Source organism: Limosilactobacillus antri DSM 16041, assembly GCF_000160835.1.
Taxonomy (GTDB): domain Bacteria; phylum Bacillota; class Bacilli; order Lactobacillales; family Lactobacillaceae; genus Limosilactobacillus; species Limosilactobacillus antri.
Map to the genome: position 1 here is coordinate 710,890 of NZ_GG700733.1, position 25,525 is coordinate 736,414.

28 protein-coding genes are annotated in these 25,525 nt (G+C 52.3%); 22 read left to right on the top strand and 6 right to left on the bottom strand.

From position 1 onward, the window contains the following. Positions 1-2: 2 nt before the first annotated feature. On the bottom strand, positions 3-422 hold the full coding sequence (locus HMPREF0494_RS06850) for a YjdF family protein (RefSeq protein WP_040458880.1): 420 nt from the start codon (positions 420-422) through the stop codon (positions 3-5). Positions 423-629: 207 nt separating this feature from the next. On the opposite strand from HMPREF0494_RS06850, the gene HMPREF0494_RS06855 reads away from it, so the two are divergent. From HMPREF0494_RS06855 to HMPREF0494_RS06865, 3 genes are all read left to right on the top strand, one after another. Next, entirely contained in the window at positions 630-1,172 is a 543-nt protein-coding gene (locus tag HMPREF0494_RS06855) for a TetR/AcrR family transcriptional regulator (RefSeq protein WP_007124226.1), read from the top strand. Further along, entirely contained in the window at positions 1,169-1,750 is a 582-nt protein-coding gene (locus HMPREF0494_RS06860; RefSeq protein ID WP_007124227.1) for an NAD(P)H-dependent oxidoreductase, read from the top strand. The genes HMPREF0494_RS06855 and HMPREF0494_RS06860 overlap by 4 nt, the downstream gene beginning before the upstream one ends. Before the next feature lie 129 nt (positions 1,751-1,879). Further along, positions 1,880-2,227: a hypothetical protein gene (locus HMPREF0494_RS06865; protein WP_007124228.1), complete on the top strand. Its 348-nt coding sequence runs from the start codon at positions 1,880-1,882 to the stop codon at positions 2,225-2,227. A 402-nt stretch (positions 2,228-2,629) separates the two neighbouring features. Here HMPREF0494_RS06865 and HMPREF0494_RS06870 read toward each other — a convergent pair whose 3' ends face one another. Beyond that, on the bottom strand, positions 2,630-3,337 hold the full coding sequence (locus HMPREF0494_RS06870) for a Bax inhibitor-1/YccA family protein (RefSeq protein ID WP_007124229.1): 708 nt from the start codon (positions 3,335-3,337) through the stop codon (positions 2,630-2,632). Positions 3,338-3,536: 199 nt separating this feature from the next. Here HMPREF0494_RS06870 and HMPREF0494_RS06875 point away from each other — a divergent pair, with 199 nt between their 5' ends. The 5 genes from HMPREF0494_RS06875 (at position 3,537) to HMPREF0494_RS06895 (ending at position 9,127) form a co-directional block, all read left to right on the top strand. Then, complete coding sequence (locus HMPREF0494_RS06875; RefSeq protein ID WP_007124230.1) at positions 3,537-4,331, top strand: SDR family NAD(P)-dependent oxidoreductase; 795 nt, start codon at positions 3,537-3,539, stop codon at positions 4,329-4,331. Positions 4,332-4,372: 41 nt separating this feature from the next. Beyond that, positions 4,373-5,482, top strand: a complete 1,110-nt coding sequence (locus HMPREF0494_RS06880) for a low temperature requirement protein A (RefSeq protein WP_040458881.1) — start codon at positions 4,373-4,375, stop codon at positions 5,480-5,482. Positions 5,483-5,505: 23 nt separating this feature from the next. After that, positions 5,506-5,985 carry a prolyl-tRNA synthetase associated domain-containing protein gene (locus HMPREF0494_RS06885; RefSeq protein WP_007124232.1) on the top strand — a complete coding sequence of 160 codons (480 nt, stop codon included), beginning with the start codon at positions 5,506-5,508 and terminating at the stop codon, positions 5,983-5,985. Between the two features lie 15 nt (positions 5,986-6,000). Beyond that, positions 6,001-6,627 (top strand): GyrI-like domain-containing protein, encoded by a 627-nt coding sequence (locus HMPREF0494_RS06890; protein ID WP_007124233.1) that lies wholly within the window; start codon positions 6,001-6,003, stop codon positions 6,625-6,627. A 79-nt stretch (positions 6,628-6,706) separates the two neighbouring features. Beyond that, positions 6,707-9,127, top strand: a complete 2,421-nt coding sequence (locus tag HMPREF0494_RS06895) for an MMPL family transporter (RefSeq protein ID WP_007124234.1) — start codon at positions 6,707-6,709, stop codon at positions 9,125-9,127. Between the two features lie 98 nt (positions 9,128-9,225). On the opposite strand, the gene HMPREF0494_RS06900 is transcribed toward HMPREF0494_RS06895, so the two are convergent. Next, a complete protein-coding gene (locus tag HMPREF0494_RS06900) occupies positions 9,226-10,986 on the bottom strand; it encodes a glycosyltransferase family protein (RefSeq protein ID WP_007124235.1) in 1,761 nt (586 codons plus the stop codon). A 169-nt stretch (positions 10,987-11,155) separates the two neighbouring features. Here HMPREF0494_RS06900 and HMPREF0494_RS06905 point away from each other — a divergent pair, with 169 nt between their 5' ends. From HMPREF0494_RS06905 to HMPREF0494_RS06915, 3 genes are all read left to right on the top strand, one after another. Next, positions 11,156-12,106: an AEC family transporter gene (locus tag HMPREF0494_RS06905; protein WP_040458939.1), complete on the top strand. Its 951-nt coding sequence runs from the start codon at positions 11,156-11,158 to the stop codon at positions 12,104-12,106. 66 nt (positions 12,107-12,172) lie between these two features. Further along, complete coding sequence (locus HMPREF0494_RS06910; protein ID WP_187368696.1) at positions 12,173-12,856, top strand: 2,3-bisphosphoglycerate-dependent phosphoglycerate mutase; 684 nt, start codon at positions 12,173-12,175, stop codon at positions 12,854-12,856. Position 12,857: 1 nt separating this feature from the next. Continuing rightward, the gene (locus HMPREF0494_RS06915; protein ID WP_040458882.1) at positions 12,858-13,724 is read left to right on the top strand and encodes an alpha/beta hydrolase; all 867 of its coding nucleotides are present in this window, start codon (positions 12,858-12,860) and stop codon (positions 13,722-13,724) included. 70 nt (positions 13,725-13,794) lie between these two features. Here HMPREF0494_RS06915 and HMPREF0494_RS06920 read toward each other — a convergent pair whose 3' ends face one another. The 3 genes from HMPREF0494_RS06920 to HMPREF0494_RS06930 form a co-directional block, all read right to left on the bottom strand. Then, on the bottom strand, positions 13,795-15,135 hold the full coding sequence (locus HMPREF0494_RS06920; RefSeq protein ID WP_007124239.1) for a C1 family peptidase: 1,341 nt from the start codon (positions 15,133-15,135) through the stop codon (positions 13,795-13,797). A 92-nt stretch (positions 15,136-15,227) separates the two neighbouring features. Then, positions 15,228-15,911, bottom strand: coding sequence for a ribose-5-phosphate isomerase RpiA (gene rpiA, locus HMPREF0494_RS06925; RefSeq protein WP_007124240.1), 684 nt, complete (start codon positions 15,909-15,911; stop codon positions 15,228-15,230). Positions 15,912-15,921: 10 nt separating this feature from the next. Then, a complete protein-coding gene (locus tag HMPREF0494_RS06930; protein WP_040458883.1) occupies positions 15,922-16,218 on the bottom strand; it encodes a GNAT family N-acetyltransferase in 297 nt (98 codons plus the stop codon). Between the two features lie 128 nt (positions 16,219-16,346). Between HMPREF0494_RS06930 and HMPREF0494_RS06935 the strand changes: the two genes are divergently transcribed. From HMPREF0494_RS06935 to rplA, 11 genes are all read left to right on the top strand, one after another. Then, entirely contained in the window at positions 16,347-16,883 is a 537-nt protein-coding gene (locus tag HMPREF0494_RS06935; RefSeq protein WP_040458884.1) for a dCTP deaminase/dUTPase family protein, read from the top strand. A 13-nt stretch (positions 16,884-16,896) separates the two neighbouring features. Further along, positions 16,897-18,273 (top strand): DNA repair protein RadA, encoded by a 1,377-nt coding sequence (gene radA / locus HMPREF0494_RS06940; RefSeq protein WP_007124243.1) that lies wholly within the window; start codon positions 16,897-16,899, stop codon positions 18,271-18,273. Between the two features lie 28 nt (positions 18,274-18,301). Further along, complete coding sequence (locus tag HMPREF0494_RS06945; protein WP_040458885.1) at positions 18,302-19,435, top strand: PIN/TRAM domain-containing protein; 1,134 nt, start codon at positions 18,302-18,304, stop codon at positions 19,433-19,435. A 487-nt stretch (positions 19,436-19,922) separates the two neighbouring features. Continuing rightward, positions 19,923-21,338 carry a cysteine--tRNA ligase gene (gene cysS, locus HMPREF0494_RS06950; protein WP_007124245.1) on the top strand — a complete coding sequence of 472 codons (1,416 nt, stop codon included), beginning with the start codon at positions 19,923-19,925 and terminating at the stop codon, positions 21,336-21,338. Between the two features lie 11 nt (positions 21,339-21,349). After that, on the top strand, positions 21,350-21,763 hold the full coding sequence (locus tag HMPREF0494_RS06955) for a Mini-ribonuclease 3 (RefSeq protein WP_007124246.1): 414 nt from the start codon (positions 21,350-21,352) through the stop codon (positions 21,761-21,763). After that, complete coding sequence (rlmB, locus tag HMPREF0494_RS06960) at positions 21,753-22,499, top strand: 23S rRNA (guanosine(2251)-2'-O)-methyltransferase RlmB (RefSeq protein WP_007124247.1); 747 nt, start codon at positions 21,753-21,755, stop codon at positions 22,497-22,499. Before HMPREF0494_RS06955 ends, rlmB begins: the two co-directional genes overlap by 11 nt. Positions 22,500-22,574: 75 nt before the next feature. Next, the gene (gene rpmG, locus HMPREF0494_RS11005; protein WP_007124248.1) at positions 22,575-22,724 is read left to right on the top strand and encodes a 50S ribosomal protein L33; all 150 of its coding nucleotides are present in this window, start codon (positions 22,575-22,577) and stop codon (positions 22,722-22,724) included. Positions 22,725-22,735: 11 nt separating this feature from the next. After that, positions 22,736-22,912: a preprotein translocase subunit SecE gene (secE, locus tag HMPREF0494_RS06965; RefSeq protein WP_003716062.1), complete on the top strand. Its 177-nt coding sequence runs from the start codon at positions 22,736-22,738 to the stop codon at positions 22,910-22,912. Positions 22,913-23,021: 109 nt separating this feature from the next. Then, positions 23,022-23,567 (top strand): transcription termination/antitermination protein NusG, encoded by a 546-nt coding sequence (nusG, locus tag HMPREF0494_RS06970; protein ID WP_040458886.1) that lies wholly within the window; start codon positions 23,022-23,024, stop codon positions 23,565-23,567. 163 nt (positions 23,568-23,730) lie between these two features. Beyond that, positions 23,731-24,156 carry a 50S ribosomal protein L11 gene (gene rplK, locus HMPREF0494_RS06975; protein WP_007124250.1) on the top strand — a complete coding sequence of 142 codons (426 nt, stop codon included), beginning with the start codon at positions 23,731-23,733 and terminating at the stop codon, positions 24,154-24,156. A 94-nt stretch (positions 24,157-24,250) separates the two neighbouring features. Further along, positions 24,251-24,943, top strand: coding sequence for a 50S ribosomal protein L1 (rplA, locus tag HMPREF0494_RS06980; RefSeq protein ID WP_007124251.1), 693 nt, complete (start codon positions 24,251-24,253; stop codon positions 24,941-24,943). The last annotated feature ends 582 nt before the right edge of the window (positions 24,944-25,525 follow it).

Genomic DNA, 25,525 nt, shown 5'->3' on the forward strand with positions numbered 1-25,525 from the left:
ATTTAGTGTCCACGATGTTTATTCCGTCGTTTTTGAACGCGCTGTTGGTAGCGCCGCTTTTTCAATAACCGTTTTTGGGCAGTATAGGCATCTTTTCGTAGCGTCCGTTTTTCTTCCAGTTGGCTTTGCAAAGCGACCTGCGCCTTCGTACTGATGCCCTGCGTCTTCAGCGCCTGGTTAGCTAACCGTTGGGCCCGCTTGGGATTCTGCCGCCGAACTGCTTTTTGCTGGTCAGCGTTGACCTGGTGAAAGTGGAATTGCCGCCAGCCTATGTTTACTAACCGCAATATTACCGGCATCTTTGGCATCGAGCTGCCAAGGGTAACCGAAGCGACCGAATAAGTAGCGCCGTCGTGGCGTTCCCAAACCGCCCTGTAAAAACTGCCGTCAAAAACTATCGTTAGACAAGACTGGATAACCATCATGTCCCCTCCTTGATTATTTTTCTGAAGGCGGGACATCCCGGAGGGGAAGGATACTGCTCAGCATTAACCGAGGTTTGGACTACCAACCAAACTGTGTTTTTACCTTCGCTCAAATTATAGCACATTCTAATTACCCCCTTTACGTCCTTGGATAACAGTGTTATCTTTAAAACGCAAATAACATCGTTATCTGGAGGGCTGAATATGGATCAAACAGAAGAAAAGATAATTCAGGCCACGATTGAGTGGATAATGACCGCAGACTACCGCCAGCTATCCATGCGGAAATTGGCAGCGCAAATTGGGATGACAACTGGGGCCTTGTACAAGCACTACCGCAATAAGGAGAAACTGTTTTATCAAGTTTCCGTGCGCTTATCACAACGGGTTGCAGAACGGTTGCTCCCGGACCGGTCATTACCGGCGAAGGAACAATTGCTGACACTAGCAAACAGCCTGTGCCAACTGTGCGTTAGCCGGCCCCAACTGGTTGACTTCCTGTTTTTTAATCCCGGCCTGAAAGAATTTTATCAGCACACGAATAGTGACTTTCAGTTTTATAACCAGGTCATGGTCCTTATCCGCCAGTTGAATCCGGGTACGGTTAGCGATCAGGACTTGTTTACCCAAGTCTGGGCGTTTATCCAGGGCTATACCTTCCTGATAATGAACGGTGCCGCTGACTATGATGCTGACCTGGTTGCAACAACGTTAAACCAGCTGGTCGGGAAAGGAGCAGGCAAGTGATTTTAATTGTGTACTGCCACCCCTTTAGCGGCAGTTTTAACCATGCGGAACTGGAAGCGGTAGTGGAAAACTTAACGAGTAGTCATCAGCCTTTTCAAGTAATCGACCTCTACGCTGACCATTTTTCACCGGTTTATTCTACTCAGGAATTACGTTTGTACCATGCGGGTGAAACGGTTGATCCCTTGGTAAAGCGATATTTAGCCTGGCTCAAACAAGCGGAGACCGTTATTTTTATTACGCCCATTTGGTGGAACAGCATCCCGGGAATGCTAAAGGGCTTTATCGATAAGGTGATGAAGGAGGGACCGGGGCTAACTCATACCGTACACAAGACCGGCGTGAAGGGAGAGCTGACCAATATTAAGCACTGCTATGTGCTGACGAGTTCCAGCTCACCGACTGCGTATATTAAGTATTTGAATGGTAACGCGATTAAACGGATTTTTATTAAGCAGACGCTCCGGCAGTTAGGCTTCAAGCATTGCGTTTGGCAAAACTTTGGGCTGATTACGGGCTCGTCAGCTAGCCGCCGGAGTTGCTACCTAGCTAAACTACACCGGCAGTGCTTTAATTAGGCTAAAGAGCAGAATCATAATTTAAGGTAATTCATCAGCTCGAAAATAGATAGTTATAAGAGTAATTATTTGGCAATTTTTATAATTTATTTAATAATAGAAGTGTAGAGATGGAAAGGGGACTTTGAGATGAGAATTGCAAAATTAATTACTGGAATTTTTCTATTATTGCTGTCTATCTGGCTCCTAATCGATGGGATCATGGATGGAATCCTTGGGACTTGGTTTGGCAGCAATTTAGTTGTTGGCGTTTTAGAAATTATTTTAGCCGGGATACTAATTGCTGCCGGCATCATCTATATTATCTTTGAAAATAGCGACTCACTGGGCGGTTCCGTCACTGGCCTCATTTTACTAATTGTTGCGGGGGTTATCGGCATCGTTGGTGGTTTCTTTAACCATTGGCTGTTCTTATACGCCGCAATCAGTTTGCTTATTGGGATTGGCTTCTTTATTTGGGAACGGATTGATGACTAGTTTAATTAAACACTTTCACAAACCGGCGGACACCTTACTTGGGTGTTCGCCGGTTTCAAGTTTCAAATATGTCCGGGAATGGAAGAATCTTGCGATGCAAAGATATAGAGCATGATTAAACAGCTCTTAGTGGGTATGCGAGGTGATTCCTAATAGAGTATTTCCCGGGAAATGATTGGTTAGTAACTGAGCTTAGCACGGTTAAGTCATTAAATGCTGTAAAATTGTTGTTCAATAGAAAGGCAAATGGAAAGCAGCCTTCTTGATGAAAAAAGAGTGAGAAAAAGCATCCCCAATCAGCTGAAAAACTGATTGGGGATGCTTGCCTTTCGCAGTGCAGCAAGCCCATTTGACCTACCAGGCAGCTACTGCGCTATTTACTTTTTAATACTTTATGTCAGCCTACCGTTCATCGCTTGAACTAAAAATATCAAGCAGGCTGATGAAGAGGTTGATAAAGTCAAGGTATAACTGCAACGCCCCCAGGACTGCCAGGCCATTAACGGAAAGCTGGTCGCCATAGCCGGTGTAAATGCTCTTCATCCGCTGGGCATCCCAGGCGGTCAGAATCGTGAAGATGATTACCGCGATGACCGAAAGCACGTAGTCGACGGCGGGACTGTGGAGAAAGAGGTTCACCAGCATGGCAATGATTAAGCCAATCAACGCGGCCGAAGCATACGAGCCGATCCGTGAAAAGTCGCGGTGCGAAAAAGTACCGATCAGGGCCATCGTCAGGAAAATCCCCGCGGAAGAAAGAAAAGCGGTGGAGATGTCGGCACCGGTGTAGGCACCAGCGATAAAGGCAAAGGTAATCCCATAAATAATTGCGGTAAGGATTAAGAGAAATAGGCTCATACCGGGGCTCCGGGTGGCGTTAAAACTAATTCCAAAGGTGAGAAAGATGGGGAGTAGGATGATTAGCCAAATTCCCCAACGGTTATTGGCCAAAAAGGCAGCAAACTGGTTAGCAAAAACGTTGGCAACTAGCCACGCGGTCAGAGCGGAAATCAATACTGCGAATGTCATCAAGCCATACATCTTAGTTAAAAATCTGTTTAATCCGGTCAGATCGGCGACAGGCCGCCGGTTGCTAGGAAATCTATCCATAATTACACTCCTTTCACAGCTTAAATCCGCTATTTATTATATAATATAAAGAAAATAATTAAATTGCAATGAATTAGCAAGTGGGAGTGAACGGTTTGAGATAACTTACTGGTGCCCTGAATAATAATTATCTATAATATCATTAACTTAGTATTTACTGAGTCTGGAAACATTAATTGATTTATCGGAGGTTGAAATTATGGACCTTGGTTTACAAAATAAGACCGCGCTGATTACCGGTTCGACGAAGGGAATTGGGAAGGCGATTGCAATTGAAATGGCGAAGGAGGGTGCCAACGTAATTATTAACGGGCGTAAGCAGGCGGATGTCGCCCGGGTCGTAAAGGAAATTAAGACGGCCTACCCGCACACTAGTCCGCGCGCGGCCGCTTTTGACCTTTCCTTGGACGACCAGCGGCAGCAACTGTTTGACCAGCTCCCGCAGGTTGACATTTTGGTGAACAATATGGGGATCTTCAAGCCGATGGACTACTTTGAAATTTCCGAAGCGACGTGGCAGCACTTTATCGACGTTAATTTCTATTCCGGGAACGCCCTGGCCAAGTTCTACCTGCCGAAAATGCTGGACCAGGACTTTGGCCGCATTATTTTTATTGCTAGCGAAGAGGCGGTCATGCCGTCCGGCGAAATGCCCCAGTATAGTTTGACCAAAACGATGAACCTTTCCCTAGCAAAGAGCCTGTCCAAGCTAACCAAGGGGACGCACGTAACGGTGAACACGATTATGCCCGGCTCAACCCTGACGGAAGGGGTCCAGCAGATGCTGGTCGAGATGTATAAGGACAGTGGCCTGCCAGAAAGCAAGTGGGAGGGTGACTTTATGAAGCACCACCGCCCGTTATCGCAGATTCAGCGGCTGATTCGGCCGGAAGAGGTGGGCCGCTTTACGGCCTTTGTCGCGAGCCCGTATTCGTCCTCCTTTTCCGGTGAGGCGTTACGGCTTGATGGCGGCTTAGTACCTACCCTGTATTAGCTCGTTTTCGTGATTAGTATTCGGACTTGTGGAGGATTGAGTTGAAAGAAATTGTTGCTAAGCGGGTTTCAACGCTTGAATTATTTTATGATTTGATTTTTGTCTATGCGATCTCTAAGATTACCGGGATGATTCACCACCCGGTCGCCGGTGGGCTGCCGCCCTTGGCGTACGTCGAGTTTATGTTCGTGGTCGTGATGGTAATGCAGCTCTGGCTTTACCAAGTGCTCTATATCAACCGCTTTGGCCGTAGCCGAGTGATTGATACGGCTGGCCTGCTGATCAATATGTACGCGATGGCCTACCTGGCAAACAATATTAACACTGAGTGGTCGCTAACCTTTCACTCCTTTAATTCGGCCGTCCTGTTACTGGTGGCCGTGTTGTTGGGACAGTACCTTTGCGGGTCAGAAAAGGCACCCCTGCGCGATCGTGACGTGCGGGCCTTTACCATTACCCTCAGCCTCGAATTGCTTGCGGTGTTGGTGGGTCTTTTGAGCGGCTACCGCTACGGGATCTATTGGTGTGTCTTTGGCGGTCTGCTCGGCTTCTTAATGCCGTTGGCGATTTACCACCAGTTTATTCCGGCCAACGTTAACTTCCCGCACTTGCTGGAGCGGCTTGGCCTAATTATCATCATTAGCTTTGGCGAAGCCCTGGTGAACGTCACCCGGTATTTTACCGGCGCGCTTTTTCGGCCGCTCCCACTGCTCATTTTTGTCCTGCTTGCGGCGATGTTTGGTTCCTATGTTATCCAGACCGAGAAGCTGATTAATCATCACCAGCGGTCCCGGGGATTTGTCCTGATGTACTCGCACGTTTTTATGGTCCTGGCAATATTGTCCATGACCGTGGGGCTGGACTACCTTGCAGATCACGCGGTCAGCCGGTTATTTGTCTGGGTGTTAATCACCGCCAGTAGCGCTGGCTACTACTTATGTCTCCTGGTCAATGACGTTTACCGCCGTCAGCGTTCCCGGGACGGCTTCTGGGACTACTGCCTGTTGGGGGCTTTGGTAATAGTTGGCAGCGCCATTTCGTTTGCTCTGAAGTCAGCAAACGTTGGCTTAGTGCTGGGCTTTAGTTTGACGAGTATCGCCATCTTTGCCGACCTGTTTGTCAAGGCGGCTGTCGTGAAGAAGAAACGCTAGTGCGTTGAGGAGGTCGGATATTAATGGATAATCCCGTGATTGATGAACTGCAGCGAGCGGGGGTTAGCTACCAGCTGATTAACCATCCCCCGGTGTATACCGCTCAGGAAGCGGATCAGTACGTCAAGGGCTACCAGTTTGCCCGCACCAAGAACCTGTTCTTGCGGGCCGGGCAGGCATTCTACCTGGTGGTTATAGACGAGCAGAAACGCTTAGACCTGCGGGCCCTTCGGAAGCAGCTGCATAGTTCACGGCTGCAGTTTGCAAGGGCTGACCAGCTCCAGGAGCAGTTGGGGATCGCCGCCGGGGCGGTCTCACCGCTAAACCTGGTCAATAATTCAAAGCATGACGTGCGGGTGGTTATGGACCGCACGATTATTGAACAGGAACACCGGATCGGCTGTCACCCGAATACCAACCGGCAGACGGTCATGCTGGCAATTCCCGACCTCCTGGCGTTAATTAAACGCTGGGGGAACGAACTGATTGTCTTAGACTTGTAGAAAGGGGCGTTTTCAATGGCCTATGATTTTAAGCAGGCGCAAAAAGAACTTTACCGGCCCGGTGAACAGCCGACCCTGGTGGACGTCCCGGCGATGACCTTTTTAACCGTTCGGGGGCAGGGGGATCCGAACCAGCCGGAAAGCGAGTACCAGCAGTCAATTCAGCTATTATACAGCCTAGCTTATACCATTAAGATGAGTAAGAAGGGGACTTACCAGCCAGCTGGCTACTTTGACTTTGTCGTACCGCCGCTTGAGGGCTTTTGGTGGCAAACGGGGATCAACGGGATGGACTACAAGCACAAGGAAAAGTTCGCTTTTATTTCCTGCCTGCGGGTGCCCGACTATGTGACCCCGGCGGTCTTTGACTGGGCGGTAAGGGAAGCTGGCGCCAAGAAAGAACTCGATTTTTCGCGGGTCAGCTTGCGAACCTTTACGGAAGGAAAGTGCGTGCAGGTCCTTCACCGGGGTCCCTTTGATGACGAACCCGCAACAGTCAGCAAACTCCGGCGCTTTATTGCGCAGGCTAAACTCAAGCCGGACTACTCTGCGCAGCGGCACCACCACGAGATCTACCTCTCCGACCCGCGGCGCACTAAGCCCGCCAACCTCAAAACGGTGATTCGGCTCCCGGTTGGCTGACCAAGGAGGGCCTAACCGTTAGGCGGTGGCTTCAACTGATAATCGACATTGGCTAACAAGAAAGGAAGGCGCAGGAAGTTTGAAAAAACTAATTCATAATCATTTCTTCGCCCTGCTTGCCTGGGTAGTTATCCTAGTGCTCTCTTTGCTGGCGTTTCCAAACGTGAACCAGCTGACCCGTGAACACTCCCAGATCACACTGCCCCAAAGCACCCAGAGCCAGATAGCACAGACGATCGAACAAAAGCACTGGGGACACCACGTCAATAACACCTACCAGGTCGTGGCGGTCTTCAATAATGGCGACCAGAAGATGTCGGCTGCTGACCGGCAGCGGGTCCAGGAGACGGTGGACTATTTACGGAAACACCAGGCTGAGTACGGAATTAAGGCCGTGATGGGGCCGAACGATAATGCCGCTACCCGCAAGCAGCTGATTTCAAAGGACCAGACAACCCAGCTTGTTCAGCTGAACATCAGTAAGGACCACGGGACCCTGCAGAAAATCAACCGGCAGCTGTCTTCAGCGGTGAAAACGAATGGCCTCAAGACGTACGTTACCGGTGCCGACATCCTGAATGACGACTTTTCCGGTGCCGTACAGCAGGGGATCAAGAAGACAGAAGTCATTTCAGTAATCTTTATCTTCATTGTGCTCTTGATCGTCTTCCGTTCCCCAATTACCCCGTTGATTTCGCTCTTAATGGTCGGAATTTCCTTTTTGACCTCGTTTAGTATCGTTACCAACCTGGTTGATAAGTTTAACTTCCCGTTTTCCAACTTTACCCAGGTCTTTATGATTATCGTTTTGTTTGGAATCGGGACCGACTACGACATCCTTTTGTATAATCAGTTCAAGGAAAACCTCGGCAAGGGGATGGAGAAGTGGGCCGCAACCAAGGATGCCCAGAAGCGGGCCGGCCGGACGATCCTGTATTCCGGCTCGTCCCTGCTGATTGGCTTTACCTCCCTTGGCCTGGCCCGGTTCTCAGTTTACCAATCGGCCGTGGGGGTGGCCATCGGGGTGGCGGTTCTTCTGATCGTCCTGTTGACGCTGAACCCGTTCTTTATGGCGGTCCTCGGCAAGAAGATGTTCTGGCCGGACAAGCGCTTTACCGGTGAGTCCAGCAGCAAGCTTTGGCGGCGGATGGCCAACGGCTCCGTCCACCACCCGGTAATTACCCTGCTGCTGGTCTTCGCCATCCTCCTCCCGGTGGGGTTTGTCAACCATGGGCAGCTAAACTATAACGACGCCGATGAAATCAGTAATTCTACGCCCTCCAAGAAAGGGTTTAACGTGGTTGAAGACCACTTTTCCAAGGGAACGGCAGAACCTGTGACGATTTACATTAAATCCAGTCACAAACTTGATAATGAACGAAACCTGCTGTTAATTGACCGTTTGACAAACCAGCTCAAGGATAGCGCTGACGTGAAGACGGTAACTTCGGTAACCCAGCCGGCGGGCACGAAGGTCAGCCAGCTATACGTCAATAACCAGCTCCGGCAGCTGACCGGTCAGCTTGGCACCGCCCAGAGCAGCCTTTCCCAGTTGTCTTCCGGGATGGCGATGCAGGCAGCCGCCACTGGTGGCGCAGCTTCTGACCAGGCGATGGTAGCCGGGATGGGGCAAATGTCTTCCGGCCTGCAAGCGGGCGGCGATTACCTCAGCGGCCTGCAAAAGTCGGCCGCGGCGGATAGCTTCTATCTTCCGAATAACCAGCGCCGCAATCCGGAATTTCAGCAGTCGGTTAATAACTACTTGTCGGCCGACAAGAAAACCGCTAAGCTGCTGGTGATCTTAAATTCTAACCCGAGTGCTAGCCGGGCCACCAGCGCGGTTGACGGGTTAACCAAGATCAGCAAGTATTCGCTGAAGGGCACGGCCCTGAGCCACGCAACGGTGGTTGTCGGTGGGCAGAGTTCCAAGATTAACGACACCAAGACAATTGCCGGCGGCGACTTCTTACGGACCGCGATTATCATGATCGTCGGAATTGGCTTAGCCTTGGTTTACGTTACCCGGTCACTCCTTCAGCCGGTTTACGTGCTCGGGACCCTGGTGACGGCCTACATGGCTTCGCTGTCGATTACGCACTTGCTGACCCGGCTTCTTCTTGGCCGGACCATGCTGACCTGGAACACCCCCTTCTTCAGCTTTATTATGCTGATTGCCCTGGGGGTTGATTACAGTATTTTCCTCATCATGCGTTACCGGAATACAGACAACCACCACTACCTGCCGACGGAGCGGATTGTGATGGCTGCCTCGGCCATCGGGACGGTAGTAATCTCGGCCGCAGTTATTCTTAGCGGGACCTTTGCTTCACTGATTCCGTCCGGCATTCCGACCCTGATTGAAGTGGCAATGACGGTGGTAATCGGACTGATCATCCTGGTAATTATCATTCCCCTGGTGGTACCAAGTACGATTCACCTGACCTACCCAATGCGGTCGGCGGTCCGCGATAATCAGGCAAAGCAGGCTGCCCGGAAGTAGAACTAGTGTTGTGCTCCTGTTTATAAGAGGAGTTACTTTAGAAGCTTCAATAAAAGGGCCTGTGGCAAAACATTGTTTTGCCACAGGTCCTTTGCTGACTATTGATTAATAATTTCTCGATACTTTTGTGGCACCCAGCGCACCAGTCGGTAGAGGCCGTAAGCGCATAGCACGGTCAAACCGGTTAGCGAAACCACCAGGAGGAAGGTGAACCAGCCCGCCTGCTGAAAACTTAGTACCGCCGTGTTGTTTCCCTTGCGCTGGTAAACGGTTGGGGCCCCAACCCGGGAGCGGGGATAGTGGTGCAGCTGGTGGCCGTTGACGGATAGCCGGGATTCCTGGTAGGTAATGATTGGCAGCCGAACCGGGCCGGCCTGCTTAGCCCGCCAGCTCAGCTGGAGCCGGCCGCCTGGAAGAACAGTATGTTTGAACTCCTTGGAGTGGCGGATCACCTGATCCTGGTACGCGTAAGATCGCACGTATTTTTTGTGCAGGTACTTCTCCGGGATCGGCAGGTAATCCGGGGCCCGTTTTTCCACCCGGAGCAGGAGCTGACCGGGGTAGTCATTATGAACGGCCTGGCGGATGCTCTTAGCATTAGGGGTCACCCAGGCGAGGGCGGTGGAGGTGTTTAGCACTTCGTCCGATTCATAAATTGCCGTGCGCTGAAAGACACTGGTGGTTGTCGGAATTGCCACCTGAAAGAGGGCGAAGAGGAGCAGTCCGGTGATGATGCGGAGCCGGAGTTTATCGGCCCCCGGTGCTGTGATGAGCTGCTGGCAGGTACATGCGACCCCCGTTAAGAGCAGGGGGTAGGCCATTATCGTCAGCCGATTAGGAAATTGCAGGGTCGTTTGCAAGCCCGGCAGCGCGTGCTGGACAAGTGACCAAGGGAACCAGACCGAACTGATGAAGAGCAATACGGCCCCCAGGATGGTGACCGTCGAGTTGACGAGCGACCGCCGGAAGGTGAAGAGGACGTATAGCAGCTGGAGGATAAACAGGAGCCAGCAAAAGTAAATCAGGTAGTCCCGGGTGCTCGAAAAGCGGGTGGGCTTTAATGCGTTGTCCACCATGTCAAAGGGCGCGGGTTTGGCAATGTGGTTGTGGAGGTTGAGCATCAAAAGCGCTCCCCAGACGTTGGCAGTCAGGATCACCGTCCCCACGATGGCCTTTAAAGTCGCCAGCAGCATCCGTTCCCGGTGGTTCGTGCGGATCAGGCCAATTACGAAGAAGGGGATGAGGGTCAGGGTGAAGAACACCGAGCTGAGCAGGTGAATTTGGACGATAATGGTCATCAAAGTCATCAGCGAAAGCCAGTGTACGGGCTGAGCGCGATCTTGGAGCATGGTAATCCCAAGCATAATCAGGAATGGGGCGAGGGTGGCGCCCCAGGCGTTCATATTTTGCGCTAATTCCCAGCGGGGCAGCCAGCCGAGGCAGAGAAAAATCATGCTGACGAGGAGGGCAATCCGCCGACTAGCGTTGACCTTGACCGCCAGCCGGTACATCCCCACGCCACCGATGAAGTAGACGAGGAAACTGGAGACGACCTGGTAATGGAACCAGGTCCCCAGCAGGCCAAGCAGGATGCCGTTGAGGTAGGCAAAGAGGGGGCCGTAGACGGCGTTGATAACCCGACCGCTCTGCTGAAAGGAAAAATTGCTTTGAAAATAGCTCCAGCTGCCCTGCTGAATCTGCTTGGCGGTATCATAAAACCGGTTGAAGTGGAAAATCGAGTCGGTCCCGAGAATCACTCCGTGGGAAATCACCTGGGGGTACATAATAATGTAGGTCATCGTGGCGATTGCCAGGTAGGGTAAGGCCCAATTGAGCACTTTTTTACATTTTGCTTTCATTATCCATCTCACAACTTATTTTAGTAACTAAAACTATTATAAGCTAATTAGGATTAGGGGGTGGGGCAAACTTGAATCGTTTTACCAAATTTGTCGTAAAATTCGCCACAATGGTATCGCTTTCGGGGTGTACAATAACGATATCTTATCAGCGAAAGTAGATGAAAAAATGATCTCAATCTTCCTGTCCGCCGTCTCCGGCGTCCTGATTATCCTAATAATGGTCATTGTCGGCTTCGTGCTGAACGAGCGCGGCTGGTTTAACGAACAATCGCCGCGGATCATTTCCCGGCTGGTCACCCAGATTTCGCTCCCGTGCTACATGGTGACGACGATTATGCACGACTTTTCGGCTGGTCAACTGCGGACCCTGCTCCCCGACCTCCGTTATCCGGTGATTTCTATGCTGATCCTCTTTGCCCTTTCCTTTGCGGTCGCCCGAGTGATTGGGATCAAACGGTCCCACATCGGGCTCTTCTCGTCGATGTTTTTTAATTCCAACACCGTCTTTATCGGCCTCCCCATCAACCTGGCCCTGTTTGGCAACTCGTCGATTCCGTACGTCTTGGTCTACTACATGGCAAACACGACCTTCTTCTGGACGCTCGGCGTTTGGCTGATCCAAAAAGACGGCTTGCACGAAGCCAAGATCGACCCGCTTACGGCCCTCAAGAAGATCTTCTCCCCGCCGCTGCTGGGCTTTATTCTTGGGGTAATCTTGGTCATGCTCCACGTCAGCCTGCCGAAGTTTGTGATGAGCGACCTTTCCTACATTGGTGCCCTGACGATTCCAATGTCGATGATCTTTATCGGGATCGCGATTTCCAACGCCGGGCTCAGCCGGATGCGACTTTCCCGGGACGCCTGGGGAATTTTGCTCGGCCGCTTCCTCTTTGCGCCGGCCCTGATGGCCCTGCTGGTGCTGCCCAGTTCAATGTCGCCGCTGATGAAGCAGGTTTTCATTCTCCAAGCCGCGATGCCGGTGATGACCAACGCGCCGGTCGTTTCCAAGCTCTACCATGCCGATGATAGCTATGCCGCCATCATGGTGACCGAAACGCCGGTCCTCAGCGTGGTGGTGATTCCGATTTTGATGGTCATCATCAAGACCTTCTTGTAGGATTTTTTGGTAAAGCCGCCGAAAGTACGCTATTATTAAAGGGGTAAAGGGAGTGCGAGAATGAAAATGGCAGACTTAGTAATTGTTCGTCACGGCCAGAGCCAGGCCAACCGTGACAATATTTTTACCGGCTGGACCGACGTTCCGTTGACACCCAAGGGTGTTGCGCAGGGGGTGGCGGTTGGCCGGGCCCTCAGGCAGACCGGCATCCAGTTTGCCGATGCCAACACGTCTTATATGGCCCGGGCGATTGTCACGACTAATATTATTTTGGGTGAAATTGATCAGTTATATATTCCGGTCCACAAGACCTGGCGCTTGAATGAACGCCACTATGGCGCCTTGTCCGGCCGCAATAAAGCAGTTGTGAAGGCGGAAGTCGGTGCTGACCAGCTCCACCGCTGGCGGCGCGGTTATACTGAAGTGCCACCAAAACTTACCCACCACCAGCATGACCGCCGTTATGACCGGCTTGGAGTGCAGATACCGCTGAGTGAAAGCCTCGCGATGACCCAGCGGCGCTTGCTGCCATTTTGGCAAGACCAGGTGGCGCCCCGGCTCTTGGATGGCAAAAACCAGCTGATCGTAGCCCACGGGAGTTCGTTACGGGCCCTGATCAAATACCTGGATAAAATTCCAGACGATGAGATTGACCAGGTGGAGGTTCCCAACGGCAAGCCCATTTGGTACCAATTCGACCAGCACTTGCGCGTAATTAAGAAGACCTTTATCACGACGGAGGATGAATAAGATGGCAATTCATGAGATTGAAAATAACCCAGGACTGAAGGGACAGGTCCGCCTGATTGACAACGTTACCTACGCGGCGGTAGACGGCCGGCCGCTGAAGATGGCGCTCCTGGAGCCTTGGACCCAGCGCTTCCCCCTCAAGTACCACCCCGCACCACGGCCAGTGATCGTCTTTGTCCAGGGGAGTTCCTGGCGGGTCGGCAAGCTGGGGGAGCAGATTCCCCAGCTAGTTCAATTTGTCCGGGCCGGCTACGTTGTCGCTACGGTCCAGCACCGCAGCACCCTCGACGGCTACCCATTCCCGGCCTTCCTGGAGGACGTGAAGACCGCGATTCGGTACCTGCGCCTGCGGGCCATTAAGTTTGCAATTGACCCCGATCGGGTAGCGATTTGGGGAACGTCTTCCGGGGCCAACGCGGCGATGCTGGTCGGCTTGACGGGCGATGACCCCCGTTACGCCGGGCACCTCTACCGGACCGAGTCCGACCGGGTGAACGCGGTGGTCAGCTGCTTTGCGCCAATGGATGTCCTGGATACCTTTGATTACACCGCCGCGGTGCCGGGAAGCGAGCTGCTGAAGTTCTGCCTGCTGGGGATGGACCGCAAGAAGTGGCCGGAAATTGCTAAGGCGATGAGCCCGCTTGACCAGGTTCAGCCGGGCCAGGACTACCCGCCGTTTCTGCTCTTCCATGGCGATGCCGACAAGGTCGTCCCGTACCAGCAGATGGTCAGGATGTATGATAAGCTGGAAGCGGATGGCTATGATGTCGCCGCTTACCGGGTTAAGGGAGCGAACCACGAAAAGGACTTCTGGAGCGAGCGAATTTACCAAACCGTTCTGGAGTTTTTGGATCAAAAGGTCATGTAGTAACAAAAGACCGCAGCCGAACAAATGGTGTTTGGCTGCGGTCTTTTATTTTTTACTAAAAAGCTGGCGGTTAGGCCAAGGTTCCCATTGGATCCCACGGCTTGAGAACGATTGGTTCCTGGGCCTGCTCCTTTAAGAGCTTGTCGGACAGGTACTTCTTGTTGATGACGATTTGGAAGCAGTATTGGTCCATCCAGGCGTCACTCATGACAAAGTAGCCCTTATGGCCGACCTTGTTGCCCCAGGAGTTTTCGACCTTCCACTTGCTTGGCTTGCCGTCCACGATGTCGACCCCGGTCAGGACCATTGCGTGGTCCATCATGCTTTGCCCGTAGTCGAGCATTTCGGCCTTGCTCATGTCAAGATCAACATCGAAGAGCTCATCATACTTATAAGTGTTGAGGGCCATGATTCCCAGCTTGGTTTCGGAGTATTTTACCACGTCGGAACCGAACCAGACGCTTTCACCCGCCTTCAACTGGTCGATTGCCAGCTGCTTGAACTCGTCCATTGGCAGGTTGAGGTGCTTAATTTGACGACCACCGACCACGTTGCCCAGCATCTCAATGGTGTAGGTCTGGTGGTACTGCTTGTCCGCGGTTGGGGCCTGGATGATGGAAACGTAGTCATCGAGGTTCCAGCCGACGTATTTTTGGAAGAATTCCTGTGGGGTGATGTTGGCGTCGCGGTGGTACTGGTTATCCTTCTTGGTCCGGTACTCAAAGTCGAAGTGCTGGACCGGTTCGCCAAAGGTGTAGGCCAGCATCCGGTAAACCTCATTCAGCATCTTTTGCCGGGTCGCGGTCAGCTCCGCTTCGCTAGCGCGGTCATTGTTGATCATTCCCCGCAGGATGACGGCGTCGTGGCGCAGCTTGTTGTTCAAGACGTCGTTGATTCCCCGGGAGTTGCTGGAGTTAAAGGACTCCGGCATGGCTGACTTGGGCATGACCCCGTACTTGCTGATTAAAGCGCAGAGCATATCCCACTGCCCGCCATCACTTTGCGGCGCGGCCATCAGCCAGGACACCTTCCGGCTATCGGTTGGCTTGCTAGCCGTCTTAATGACGTTTTCGTAGAAGTAGTTGGCCTTTTCAAACTTGTCCCAGAAGAATTGGTAAGCCTGGGAGAGTTCAAAATTGTCCGGCAGGTTAAACTTCTGCTGCATTTCGTGCCGCATCGTGTTGAGGGCCGCAAAGAGCCAGCAGCGTCCGGACTGCTTTTGGTCGGCAACGTCCCCGGTCTTGAGGTCAATCGAAAAGTGCGGGCTGTCGTCAGCGATCGAGTGCCAGTCAAAGCTGGCGTTGCGGACCCCGTTCTTCGTGACCGTCCGTTCTAAGACTCGGCTATCCCGCCGGCTGTTGTAGTCGGCCCGGAAGTTGGCAATGTCTTCGTTAGAAATGGAAAAACTCATTGGAAATCCTCCTTAGAATTACTTAGTTTCTATTATAAAACAAAACGGACAGGGCGGGGAAGCAACTCCCCGTCTGTCCGCACCATCAATAATTACCGTGCGTGCAGCACCTTGGGACCGTCTTGGGTACCGACGATGACGTCGTTAACCCGGTTTAAGAAGAGGCCGGTTTCAACGAGCCCAACCATGTGGATCAGCTCGTCGGCCAGTTCCACTGGGTGGTCGATTTCTCCTAAGTGGAGGTCGATAATGTAGTTCTTCTCGTCAGTCAGGAACTTGTGGTCGCCGTCCATCCGCCAGCTTGGCTTGTAGCCCTTCTTTTCCAGCCGGTTAAAGACCAGCTGGGCACCAAAGGGGATTACTTCGACCGGCAACGGAAACTTGCCAAGCTTGTGAACCAGCTTGCTTTCGTCCACGATCCAAATAATCTTGTTGGAGGCGTTGGCAACGATCTTTTCCCAGAGGAGGGCGCCACCGCCACCCTTGATGCCCTGGAAATCGTCGCTGACCTCGTCGGCCCCGTCGATACACAGGTCGATGTGGTCAACGTCATCAATATCCTTGATGGTAATCCCCAGGTCGCGGGCCTGCTTAGCGGTCCGGGTGGAAGTCGTCACCCCGATAATGTCGGTGAGCTTGCCTTCCTGAACCTGCTTGCCGAGCTCGTCGACCATGTAGCGGACCGTGGATCCGGTACCGAGGCCGACAATCATGCCGGACTGGATGTACTTGACAGATTCCCGTCCCGTTTGTGCTTTTAATTCGTCTTGATTCATTTTTATCCTCCTAATTCGTGTTGAACCGATCTGCGGGTAACAGCAGCTCTTGGTATTCTGGATGCAGCCGGAATTGGGCTTTGGCGTATGGACACATCAGCTTGACGGTCCAGTGCTGCTCCTTGGCGTAGTCCACGAAGCGCTGAACCAGCTGGGCCGCAATTCCCTGTCCCCGGAAGTCCGGGTGGACAAAAACGCGTTCCACCACGACCCGGTCATTGCTGACGGCGGGGAAACTGATTTCGCCGATTAATGGCTGACCAGGGGCACTGGCAACAATCCGGTGATCCTCAACTTGAAATTGCATCTTAATCACATCCATTCAACTTTAATTTTCAATAAAGTCAGCTGAAAAGTCAAGCTAAGCAATACCATTAACTTTTAATCTATCCTATAATATTAAAAGCACTGATTACGTTAACGAGGTGAATGAATGTGAAACGTGGATTTAAGGTTGTGACGGCGAAAGAGGGGCAAGGATTGAACCTTCCCCAGCGGCAGACTGCTCAGGCAGCGGGCTATGACTTCGCCGCGTCCGAGGACTTTACCCTGCCCTCAATCTGGAAGGGCAACTTTCTCAGAGCACTGTGGGCGCTCCACCAGCAAAAACGGCTCGGGGATAACGACTACCAGGCGGCGGACAAGTGTCTGAAACCGTACCTGGTACCGACCGGGATCAAGGCTTACATGGGTAAGGACGAGTTCCTCCTGCTGGCGAACCGGTCAAGCGGGCCCCTTAAGCGGCGGCTGATCCTGCCCAACGGGATTGGGATTGTTGACGCGGACTACTACGATAACGAGAGCAACGAGGGGGAAATCTTCTTCCAGCTAATTAACTTCGGCTTGAAGGATTACCGGATCAAAAAGGGGGAGCGGATTGGCCAGGGCATCTTCCTGCCCTACCTGCTTGCCGATGATGAAGCGGCGCCCCAGGCCCAGCGGACGGGCGGCTTTGGCTCAACGAAAAAGTAAGGAGAAATAGCAAATGGCAAAGGTGCGGACACAGTACGTGTGTCAAAATTGCGGTTATAGCTCCCGCCGTTACCTTGGTCGGTGTCCCAACTGCGGGGAATGGAACTCGCTGGTAGAAGAGCAGGTTCAGTCTGAAAGCAAGGCCGCGCCGACCCGGGCAACAACGACCTTAACGGGGCTGGTTGCCAAGCCGCAGAAGATTGGTGAAATCAACAGCAAGGAAACGCCCCGGGTCAAGACCAAGCTCAACGAGTTGAACCGGGTCCTCGGTGGCGGGATCGTGCCCGGCTCCCTAATCCTGATTGGTGGGGATCCCGGTATCGGGAAATCAACCCTCCTTCTTCAGGTTTCCGGCCAGCTCAGTGACGAGCACCACAAGGTCCTGTACGTTTCCGGTGAGGAGAGCGGCACCCAGATTAAGATGCGGGCGGAACGCCTTGGCGTGGCCGGGGACGAATTTTACGTCTACCCAGAAACCAACATGGACAGCATTAAGGAAACCATCCGGGACCTCCAGCCCGAATACGTGGTGATCGACTCCGTTCAGACCATGCAGGCGACGGACGTCAGCTCGGCCATCGGCAGTGTTTCTCAGATTCGGGAGGTTACTGCCCAACTGATGCAGATTGCCAAGAGCAACAACATCACGGTCTTTGTCGTGGGCCACGTGACAAAGGGCGGGGCCTTAGCGGGGCCGAAGATCTTGGAACACATGGTAGATACGGTGCTCTACTTTGAAGGGGACCTCCACCATACCTACCGGATCCTGCGCTCGGTTAAGAACCGGTTTGGGTCGACCAATGAGCTGGGGATCTTTGAAATGCACGCTAACGGCCTAAGCGAGGTTAAGAACCCCTCGGAGATCTTCCTCGAGGAACGGCTGCGGGATGCCACCGGCTCCTCCGTCGTGGTTTCATTAGAGGGGACCCGACCGATCTTGGTCGAAATTCAGGCCCTGGTGACGCCGACGGTTTACGGCAACGCTCAGCGAACTGCTACCGGTTTGAGCCGAAACAGAGTATCATTGATTATGGCGGTACTAGAAAAACGGGCGAACCTGATGCTGCAAAACCAGGATGCCTACCTCAAGGCCGCGGGGGGCGTCAAGCTGGACGAACCAGCCATCGACCTGGCAATCGCGGTCAGTATTGCCTCCAGCTATCGGGACAAGGGAACCCGCCCTGCTGACGCCTTTGTCGGTGAAGTCGGCTTGACTGGCGAAATCCGCCGGGTCAACCGGATCGAACAGCGAGTCGCCGAAGCACAAAAACTGGGCTTTGAGCGGATCTTTGTCCCCAAGAATAACCTGAAGGGCTGGACGCCGCCGGCCGGGATTGAAGTCGTGGGAGTGACAACCCTGCGGGAAGCACTCCGCTTGGCCCTCGGCTAGGTTAATTTTTAAAGGAGGGATGCAATTAATGCTGAAACGAATAATTCGTTTAATTTATATTTTACTGGGCGCCACGGTTGGCTTTTACTACCTGCCGTTGCTCTGGGACATTTTTAATTGGCAGCTTGACCGTTCACTGCTGTTCTTCATGGATGTTGCCATCGGTGCTATTATTTTTTGGTTATTATCCTTAGCACTCATGAAGCCGACTTTGAACGTGATTCACCAGGTGGAACACGACCTGACCAGCAAGAGCCCGATTTATATCTTCTTTGGGGCCCTGCTCACGATCCTGGGCCTGGTACTGGCCGTTTTGATTTCAATTCCCCTCTGGCGGACCCGGATTCCGGTAATCAATAACGTTTTGCCAATCCTGCTGATGGTTGTCTTCAGCTACTATGGCTTTAAGATTGGTACCTCGCGCTTGGATGACTGGAAGAACCTGGTGACCCAGCGGCGCAACAAAGAGGCCGGTGGCCCGCACGCGGTGATTAAGCAGCAGGATGCCAACTACCACCATTACAAGATTTTGGACACCAACATTCTGATTGACGGCCGGATCTACGACTTGGTCAAGACTGGTTTCCTCGAAGGAACCCTGCTGGTGCCGAACTTTGTCCTCTATGAGCTCCAATACATCGCCGATTCCGGCGAGAGCATCAAGCGGGTGCGTGGCCGGCGGGGGCTGGACATTTTGAACAAACTCCGGAAGGAAAAGATCGTCCCGATTGAGATGTACGACGGCGACTTTGAAGACATTCCCGAAGTTGACAGCAAGCTGATTGCCCTGGCGAAAAAGGTCGATGGGGTGATCGTCACTAACGACTATAACCTCAACAAGGTGATCCAGTTCCAAAATGTTGACGTTCTCAACATCAATAACCTGGCGAAGTCGTTGCGGCCCCGGGTCATTCCGGGTGAAACCCTGAAGGTGGTTGTGGTCAAGAATGGGACCGAACGCCAGCAGGGGGTTGCCTACCTTGACGACGGGACGATGGTCGTGGTCGAAGATGGCCGCTACTTCATGAACAAACCGATTGAAGTCGAAGTCACCAGTGCCTTGCAGACTGATGCGGGCCGGATGATCTTTGCCCGGCCGCTGCACTCGCAACGGGGGATTAATAGTCAGAGTCCTGCCAAGGATAAGAAAGACAAGAAGTAATCTAAGAATGGTAACGGCTGGGTGTGTGAGGACACGCATTCAGTCTTGAGAACGCAAAATGGGGCTGTGACATAAGTTCTATTACTTTAACAAAAAGCGAACAGCGCAGTACACAAAGGGGCTTCAGTGCTCGGCAAAGCCGAACTCTGAAGCCCCTTTGTGTACTGCGCCGTTGCTTGGCTAGATAGTACAAAAAAAGAGATAGCTTGGGAGCTATCTCATTAGGGAGTATTACGATAATCTTGGGGGAGATTTCGCAATTTTATTATTTTTTCGGTTACTATTGGGAGGAGTAATTGAAAAATAATAGGTTTCATTGAATGTAGTAAGGATTCCTCCTTGCTACGGTTATTATAGTAACAATTAAATGTGAAGAAAGTGTGACCAAAGTTTCAAAAATTGTTTATGGCGAGAAAACTCCGAAGTGGGGCAGTGAATGTGTTAAAATTATTGGGAAGATTTCAATCAGCGATGGGAGTCGATTAGAATGCTGACGATATACAATACTTTAACCCGGCGAAAAGAAGAATTTAAGCCCCTGCACCCGGGGGTCGTTAATATGTACGTCTGCGGTCCCACTGTTTATAACTATATCCACATTGGCAACGCGCGCAGTGCCATCGCGTTTGACACCGTCCGCCGCTACCTTGAGTTTAAAGGCTACCAGGTCAACTACGTATCAAACTTTACCGACGTGGATGATAAGATGATTAAGGCGGCCCACGAACAAGGAATTACGGTTCCCCAACTCGCGGACAAGTTTATCCGGGCCTTCATGGAGGATACGACGGCGGTCAACATTGAACCGGCCACCAAGCACCCCCGGGCCACCGAGAACATTCCAGAAATCATTGCCTTCGTGCAGCGGCTGATTAAGAATGGCTACGCCTACGAGAGCGACGGGGACGTCTACTACCGGGCGCGAAAGTTTGCCAACTACGGCCAACTGTCCGGCCAGTCGATTGATGACCTGGAAGTCGGGGCGAGTGAACACGTCAGTGCTGATGAAATTGGCAAAAAAGAGGACCCGATGGACTTTGCCCTTTGGAAGGCGGCCAAGCCCGGTGAAATCAGCTGGGATTCGCCGTGGGGCAAGGGACGGCCGGGCTGGCACATCGAGTGCTCAGTGATGTCCACAAAGTACCTTGGCCAGACCCTCGACATTCACGCCGGCGGCCAGGACCTCGAGTTCCCCCACCACGAAAACGAAATCGCCCAGAGTGAGGCGGCGACCGGGCAGCCCTTCGTCCGCTACTGGATGCACAACGGCTTCGTGACGATTGGCAAGGACAACGAAAAGATGAGCAAGTCCCTGCATAACTTTATTACGGTCCACGACATCATCAAGACGGTTGATCCGCAGGTGTTGCGCTTCTTCATGGCGACGACCCAGTATCGGCGGCCAATCCAGTACAGTGAGGACAACCTGACGGACGCGCAAAATAACCTTGAGCATATCCGGACTGCCTACGACAACCTGACTTACCGGGAGCAGGATGCAGAGGTGGGGGTCGATGAAGTAGTCAGCCAGCAGCTGGCTGACTTTACCGCGCGCTTTACCGCGGTCATGGACGATGACATCAACGTCCAAAACGGGATTGCCGTGGTTTACGAGCTGGTCAAGGCGGCCAACACCTATGCCCAGCAGCCAGTCGTTAAACAGGGGGCTCTCCAGGCATACAAGGACAAGCTGGCGCAATTAGTCAGCATCTTTGGCATCAAACTGGTCGCTCGAGATAACCAGATTGACGACGAACAGATCAAGGCCCTGATTGAGGAACGGAATCAGGCCCGCAAGAATAAGGATTTTGCCCGCAGTGACCAAATCCGGGACGAATTAAAGCAGCGGGGGATTATCTTGGAGGATACCCCCCAAGGAACGCGCTACAAGAAGGAGCAGTAATAACGAACAGCATGGAAGAAGCAAACTACCAGCAGTTAAACGGGATCGCGCTCGCCTACCTGGGCGACGCGGTCTATGAAGTGTTTATCCGCCAGCACCTCCTGAGCAAGGGGCTCAGTAAGCCGACCAAGCTGCAGCATATCGCGACCCACTATGTTTCGGCGAAGGCCCAGGCGGCACTGATCGACCTGATGAAGGCCGACCAGCTGTTAACGGCAGAGGAGTGGGCCTATTTTAAGCGGGGCCGCAATGCTAATAGCCACACTCACGCCAAGCACACATCGGTCTTGACCTACCGTATCTCTACGGGCTTTGAGGCCCTGATGGGTTACCTCCAGCTTTCCGGTCAGCAGGAACGGCTGGCGGAGTTAGCAGCGTGGTGCATTCAACAAGTTGAAGAGGGGCGGACAAAGTATGAAAACTGAAAATACTGACTTTATTATTGGCCGCCACCCGGCGGTGATGGCCCTCAAGGCCGACCAGGAGATCAATAAGGTCTTCGTCCAGGCGGGGTTAAAGGCGGACGCCATCGCAGAGATTATCAAGCTGGCCAAGCAGAAGCGGCTGGTAATTTCCACGGTTCCGAAGACCAAGCTGGACCAGTTGACCGACCACCAGAACCACCAGGGGGTGGCGCTGGCGGTAGCGGCTTACCATTATGCCGACGTGGACGACCTCTTTGCCAATGCCGCCCGGAAGAACGAGGACCCGTTTTTCTTGATTTTAGATGAGCTAGAGGACCCGCATAACCTGGGCTCGATTATCCGGACTGCCGACGCGGCGGGGGTTCATGGCATTATTATTCCCCGGCGCCGGGCAGTGGGGCTGACCTCGGTGGTGGCGAAGACGTCGACCGGAGCCTTGGAACACGTACCGGTGGCCCGGGTCACCAACCTCGTGCAAACGGTCAAGGAACTCAAGAACCGCGGGGTGTGGCTCTTTGGGACCGACATGAAGGGACGGGACTACCGGACCTGGGATGCCCATGGCGCCGTGGCCCTGGTAATCGGCAATGAAGGCAAGGGAATTTCATCCCTGCTTAAGAAGAACTGCGACGAGATGCTGACGATTCCAATGGTTGGTCACGTGCAGAGCTTGAACGCCAGTGTGGCCGCTGGCCTGCTGATCTACCAGGGTTTTAATTCCCGCCACCCCTTATAGGGCTGTTCTCCGACCAAGCAGCTTGCTTTTTGTTGCAGGTTCGTGATAGTCTATACTGGATGTGGAGGTGTTAGTATGTCCCAAAAGAAAGTGGCCTTGGAGTGTACCAAGTGCGGCGCACGGAATTACACGGTTGCCGTTAACCCGCACCGCCAAGACCGGTTAGCGTTGCGCAAGTTCTGCAAACGCTGCGGGGAATATACGTTGCACCGTGAGAGTAAATAGTGGAGGGTACTATGCACTTGATTCGATTTATTAAGAGTGTTAACCATGAAATGAAGCTGGTCGTTTGGCCAACGGCACGGGAGAACCGCCGGGATACGACGATTGTCATTTCCCTGACCCTGTTTTTCGTCCTGTTCTTCGCCTTATTCGACTGGTTAATTCAATCATTTATGAAGCTATTTGTTTAACAATAGTGGCAAAACAAATGGCGGTTTGTTATACTAACTGTGATGAGCTTCGTGGAGATACGAAGTTTTTTTATTTTGGCAAAAGTTAACTTAACGAGGAGGATTCATCGTGGAATCGCATGAAAAACGCTGGTATGTGCTGCATACCTACTCTGGTTACGAAAACCGGGTGAAGAGCAACTTGGAGTCACGGGCCCAGTCAATGGGGATGCAGGACTACATCTTTCGGGTAGTGGTTGCTGAAGAGACGGTTCGGGAAGTCAAGGATGGCCAAGCAAAAGAGGTCACGGAAAATACCTTTCCAGGGTATGTCCTGGTCGAAATGGTTATGACCGATCAAGCGTGGTACATTGCCCGGAACACGCCAGGGGTAACCGGATTCTTGGGTTCCCACGGTGGTGGTTCCAAGCCGACGCCGCTACTTCCCGATGAAGTGGAACGGATTATGAAGCGGATGGGTGCCGACATTACCGTCAGTGACATCGACGTCAAGGAGGGCGACACCGTCAAGGTTATCGCCGGACCGTTTGCTGACCTGACTGGCAAGGTAACCGAGGTTGACCACGAAAAGCAGAAGCTGAAGGTCAACGTTGAGATGTTCGGCCGGGAAACGTCTGCTGAACTGGGCTTCGACCAGGTCGACACGGTGGAATAAAAAGGCCGTGGGGCTTTCAAGCTGATTTGCGGAGCCGAGTATCCAGGCTTGAAATGCCCGCCTAATTATGGTATTTTTTTAAGGTATGCTATTAACATACTGTGGGAGAGGTAAATTTTCTGCCTCATCATGACCACAACACGGACTAAGGAGGTTTTGTCTCGTGGCAAAGAAAGTAGCGAACGTTGTCAAGTTGCAAATTCCTGCCGGTGCAGCAACACCAGCTCCACCAGTAGGTCCTGCACTTGGACAAGCAGGTATTAACATCATGGGCTTCACGAAGGAATTCAACGCCCGGACCGCTGACCAAAAGGGTATGCTGATCCCGGTTGTAATTACCGTTTATGAGGACCGTTCATTTGACTTCATTACTAAGACGCCGCCTGCTGCTGTCTTACTGAAGAAGGCCGCTGGTGTTGAACACGGTTCCGGTGAACCTAACACGAAGAAGGTTGCTTCTGTAACCAAGGCTCAAGTTAAGGAAATCGCCGAAACGAAGATGCAAGATCTAAACGCCGCTGACGTTGAAGCAGCGATGCGCATGATCGAAGGTACTGCCCGGAGCATGGGCTTCACTGTTGAAGACTAACTGCTCGGCAGTCCGGACGTTCCATTAAAGTGGTGCGTCTCCGTGGGAGGTATTAACTCCGCTCGACCACATTTGCAAGGAGGAAAAACACAAGATGGCTAAGAATCGTGGTAAGAAGTACCAAGATGCGCTTAAAAAGGTTGACACTAAGAAAGCTTACGCTGTTAACGACGCAGTTCAATTGGTAAAAGACATTGACTTTGCTAACTTTGACTCTTCAATCGAAGTTGCATTCAACTTAAACGTAGATACTAAGCAAGCAGACCAACAATTACGTGGTGCCGTTGTTTTGCCAAACGGTACTGGTAAGGACCAAACCGTGATCGTCTTCGCTGAAGGTGACAACGCCAAGGCTGCTGAAGACGCTGGTGCTGACTTTGTTGGCTCCGATGACTTGGTAGAAAAGATCCAAGACGGCTGGTTAGACTTTGATGTTGCAATCGCAACGCCAAACATGATGCCAAAGGTTGGTCGCCTGGGTCGGGTCCTTGGTCCAAAGGGCTTAATGCCAAACCCGAAGACTGGTACGGTTACGATGGACGTTGCCAAGGCTGTTTCTGACGCCAAGGCTGGTCAAGTAACTTACCGGACTGACCGGGATGGTAACGTTGCCGTGCCATTTGGTAAGGTATCATTCGACACTGACAAGCTGGTTGAAAACCTGAAGACTTTGGAAGACATCGTTGTTAAGGCGCGTCCAGCATCAGTACGTGGTACTTACATCAAGCACGCATCGATTGCGTCTACTTTCGGCCCAAGCGTTACGCTTGATCTCGAATCATTCTAATTATTAAAAATTAGAAGGGGAAACAGCGACGGAGAACTCCGCCGTTGTTTTTTTGTTTTAAAGGTCATCGGCGGGGGTCAGTTTTCACGGGCTTAGTTCAGGATGATTTAAGTCTTGCTTTGACGGCAGGGTTAACGGTTGCGGCATTTGGCAATTGGGCATGGGGGAACCTCCTCATTTGGGACACGGGGTGGAAAGTTAGGGTGACGTAGGCGTGGGGTGTTTTTCATGATGTTACCGCACCGTTATCTGAAAAAGAAAAAGCCCTTTAAACACCAGGATTGATGTTTAAAGGGCGAACGGGTCGCGGTACCACCTTTTTTCGTGGGCAAGCCCACCTTTACCAGACAAATAATCTGTGGTCAGGATAATGGTCGACGGCCAAACCGGCTTACTCATTTCAGCGGCTAACTTGCAGGTGATCTTGCGTGGTGGGCCGCGGCTAACTTTCACCAACCGTTAGCTCTCTGCTGCCAGCTACCACCCGCAAATTCCTGTGCATGGTTTTTCTAGAATTAAACTTAGCTAAACTATACTCACTGTTTTTTAATTTGTCAACCAAGATTTTAGCATTTTCCTGAG

Coding starts and splice junctions, on each gene's coding strand:
- HMPREF0494_RS06945 (WP_040458885.1), top strand. CDS start 18,302: ATGCTGAAACGAATAATTCGTTTAATTTATATTTTACTGGGCGCCACG.
- HMPREF0494_RS06955 (WP_007124246.1), top strand. CDS start 21,350: ATGGAAGAAGCAAACTACCAGCAGTTAAACGGGATCGCGCTCGCCTAC.
- radA (WP_007124243.1), top strand. CDS start 16,897: ATGGCAAAGGTGCGGACACAGTACGTGTGTCAAAATTGCGGTTATAGC.
- rplA (WP_007124251.1), top strand. CDS start 24,251: ATGGCTAAGAATCGTGGTAAGAAGTACCAAGATGCGCTTAAAAAGGTT.
- HMPREF0494_RS06905 (WP_040458939.1), top strand. CDS start 11,156: ATGATCTCAATCTTCCTGTCCGCCGTCTCCGGCGTCCTGATTATCCTA.
- HMPREF0494_RS06920 (WP_007124239.1), bottom strand. CDS start 15,135: ATGAGTTTTTCCATTTCTAACGAAGACATTGCCAACTTCCGGGCCGAC.
- secE (WP_003716062.1), top strand. CDS start 22,736: ATGCACTTGATTCGATTTATTAAGAGTGTTAACCATGAAATGAAGCTG.
- HMPREF0494_RS06885 (WP_007124232.1), top strand. CDS start 5,506: ATGGATAATCCCGTGATTGATGAACTGCAGCGAGCGGGGGTTAGCTAC.
- cysS (WP_007124245.1), top strand. CDS start 19,923: ATGCTGACGATATACAATACTTTAACCCGGCGAAAAGAAGAATTTAAG.
- HMPREF0494_RS06900 (WP_007124235.1), bottom strand. CDS start 10,986: ATGAAAGCAAAATGTAAAAAAGTGCTCAATTGGGCCTTACCCTACCTG.
- HMPREF0494_RS06870 (WP_007124229.1), bottom strand. CDS start 3,337: ATGGATAGATTTCCTAGCAACCGGCGGCCTGTCGCCGATCTGACCGGA.
- HMPREF0494_RS06850 (WP_040458880.1), bottom strand. CDS start 422: ATGGTTATCCAGTCTTGTCTAACGATAGTTTTTGACGGCAGTTTTTAC.
- rpiA (WP_007124240.1), bottom strand. CDS start 15,911: ATGAATCAAGACGAATTAAAAGCACAAACGGGACGGGAATCTGTCAAG.
- rlmB (WP_007124247.1), top strand. CDS start 21,753: ATGAAAACTGAAAATACTGACTTTATTATTGGCCGCCACCCGGCGGTG.
- HMPREF0494_RS06855 (WP_007124226.1), top strand. CDS start 630: ATGGATCAAACAGAAGAAAAGATAATTCAGGCCACGATTGAGTGGATA.
- HMPREF0494_RS06915 (WP_040458882.1), top strand. CDS start 12,858: ATGGCAATTCATGAGATTGAAAATAACCCAGGACTGAAGGGACAGGTC.
- HMPREF0494_RS06930 (WP_040458883.1), bottom strand. CDS start 16,218: ATGCAATTTCAAGTTGAGGATCACCGGATTGTTGCCAGTGCCCCTGGT.
- HMPREF0494_RS06890 (WP_007124233.1), top strand. CDS start 6,001: ATGGCCTATGATTTTAAGCAGGCGCAAAAAGAACTTTACCGGCCCGGT.
- HMPREF0494_RS06865 (WP_007124228.1), top strand. CDS start 1,880: ATGAGAATTGCAAAATTAATTACTGGAATTTTTCTATTATTGCTGTCT.
- HMPREF0494_RS06875 (WP_007124230.1), top strand. CDS start 3,537: ATGGACCTTGGTTTACAAAATAAGACCGCGCTGATTACCGGTTCGACG.
- HMPREF0494_RS06910 (WP_187368696.1), top strand. CDS start 12,173: ATGGCAGACTTAGTAATTGTTCGTCACGGCCAGAGCCAGGCCAACCGT.
- rpmG (WP_007124248.1), top strand. CDS start 22,575: ATGTCCCAAAAGAAAGTGGCCTTGGAGTGTACCAAGTGCGGCGCACGG.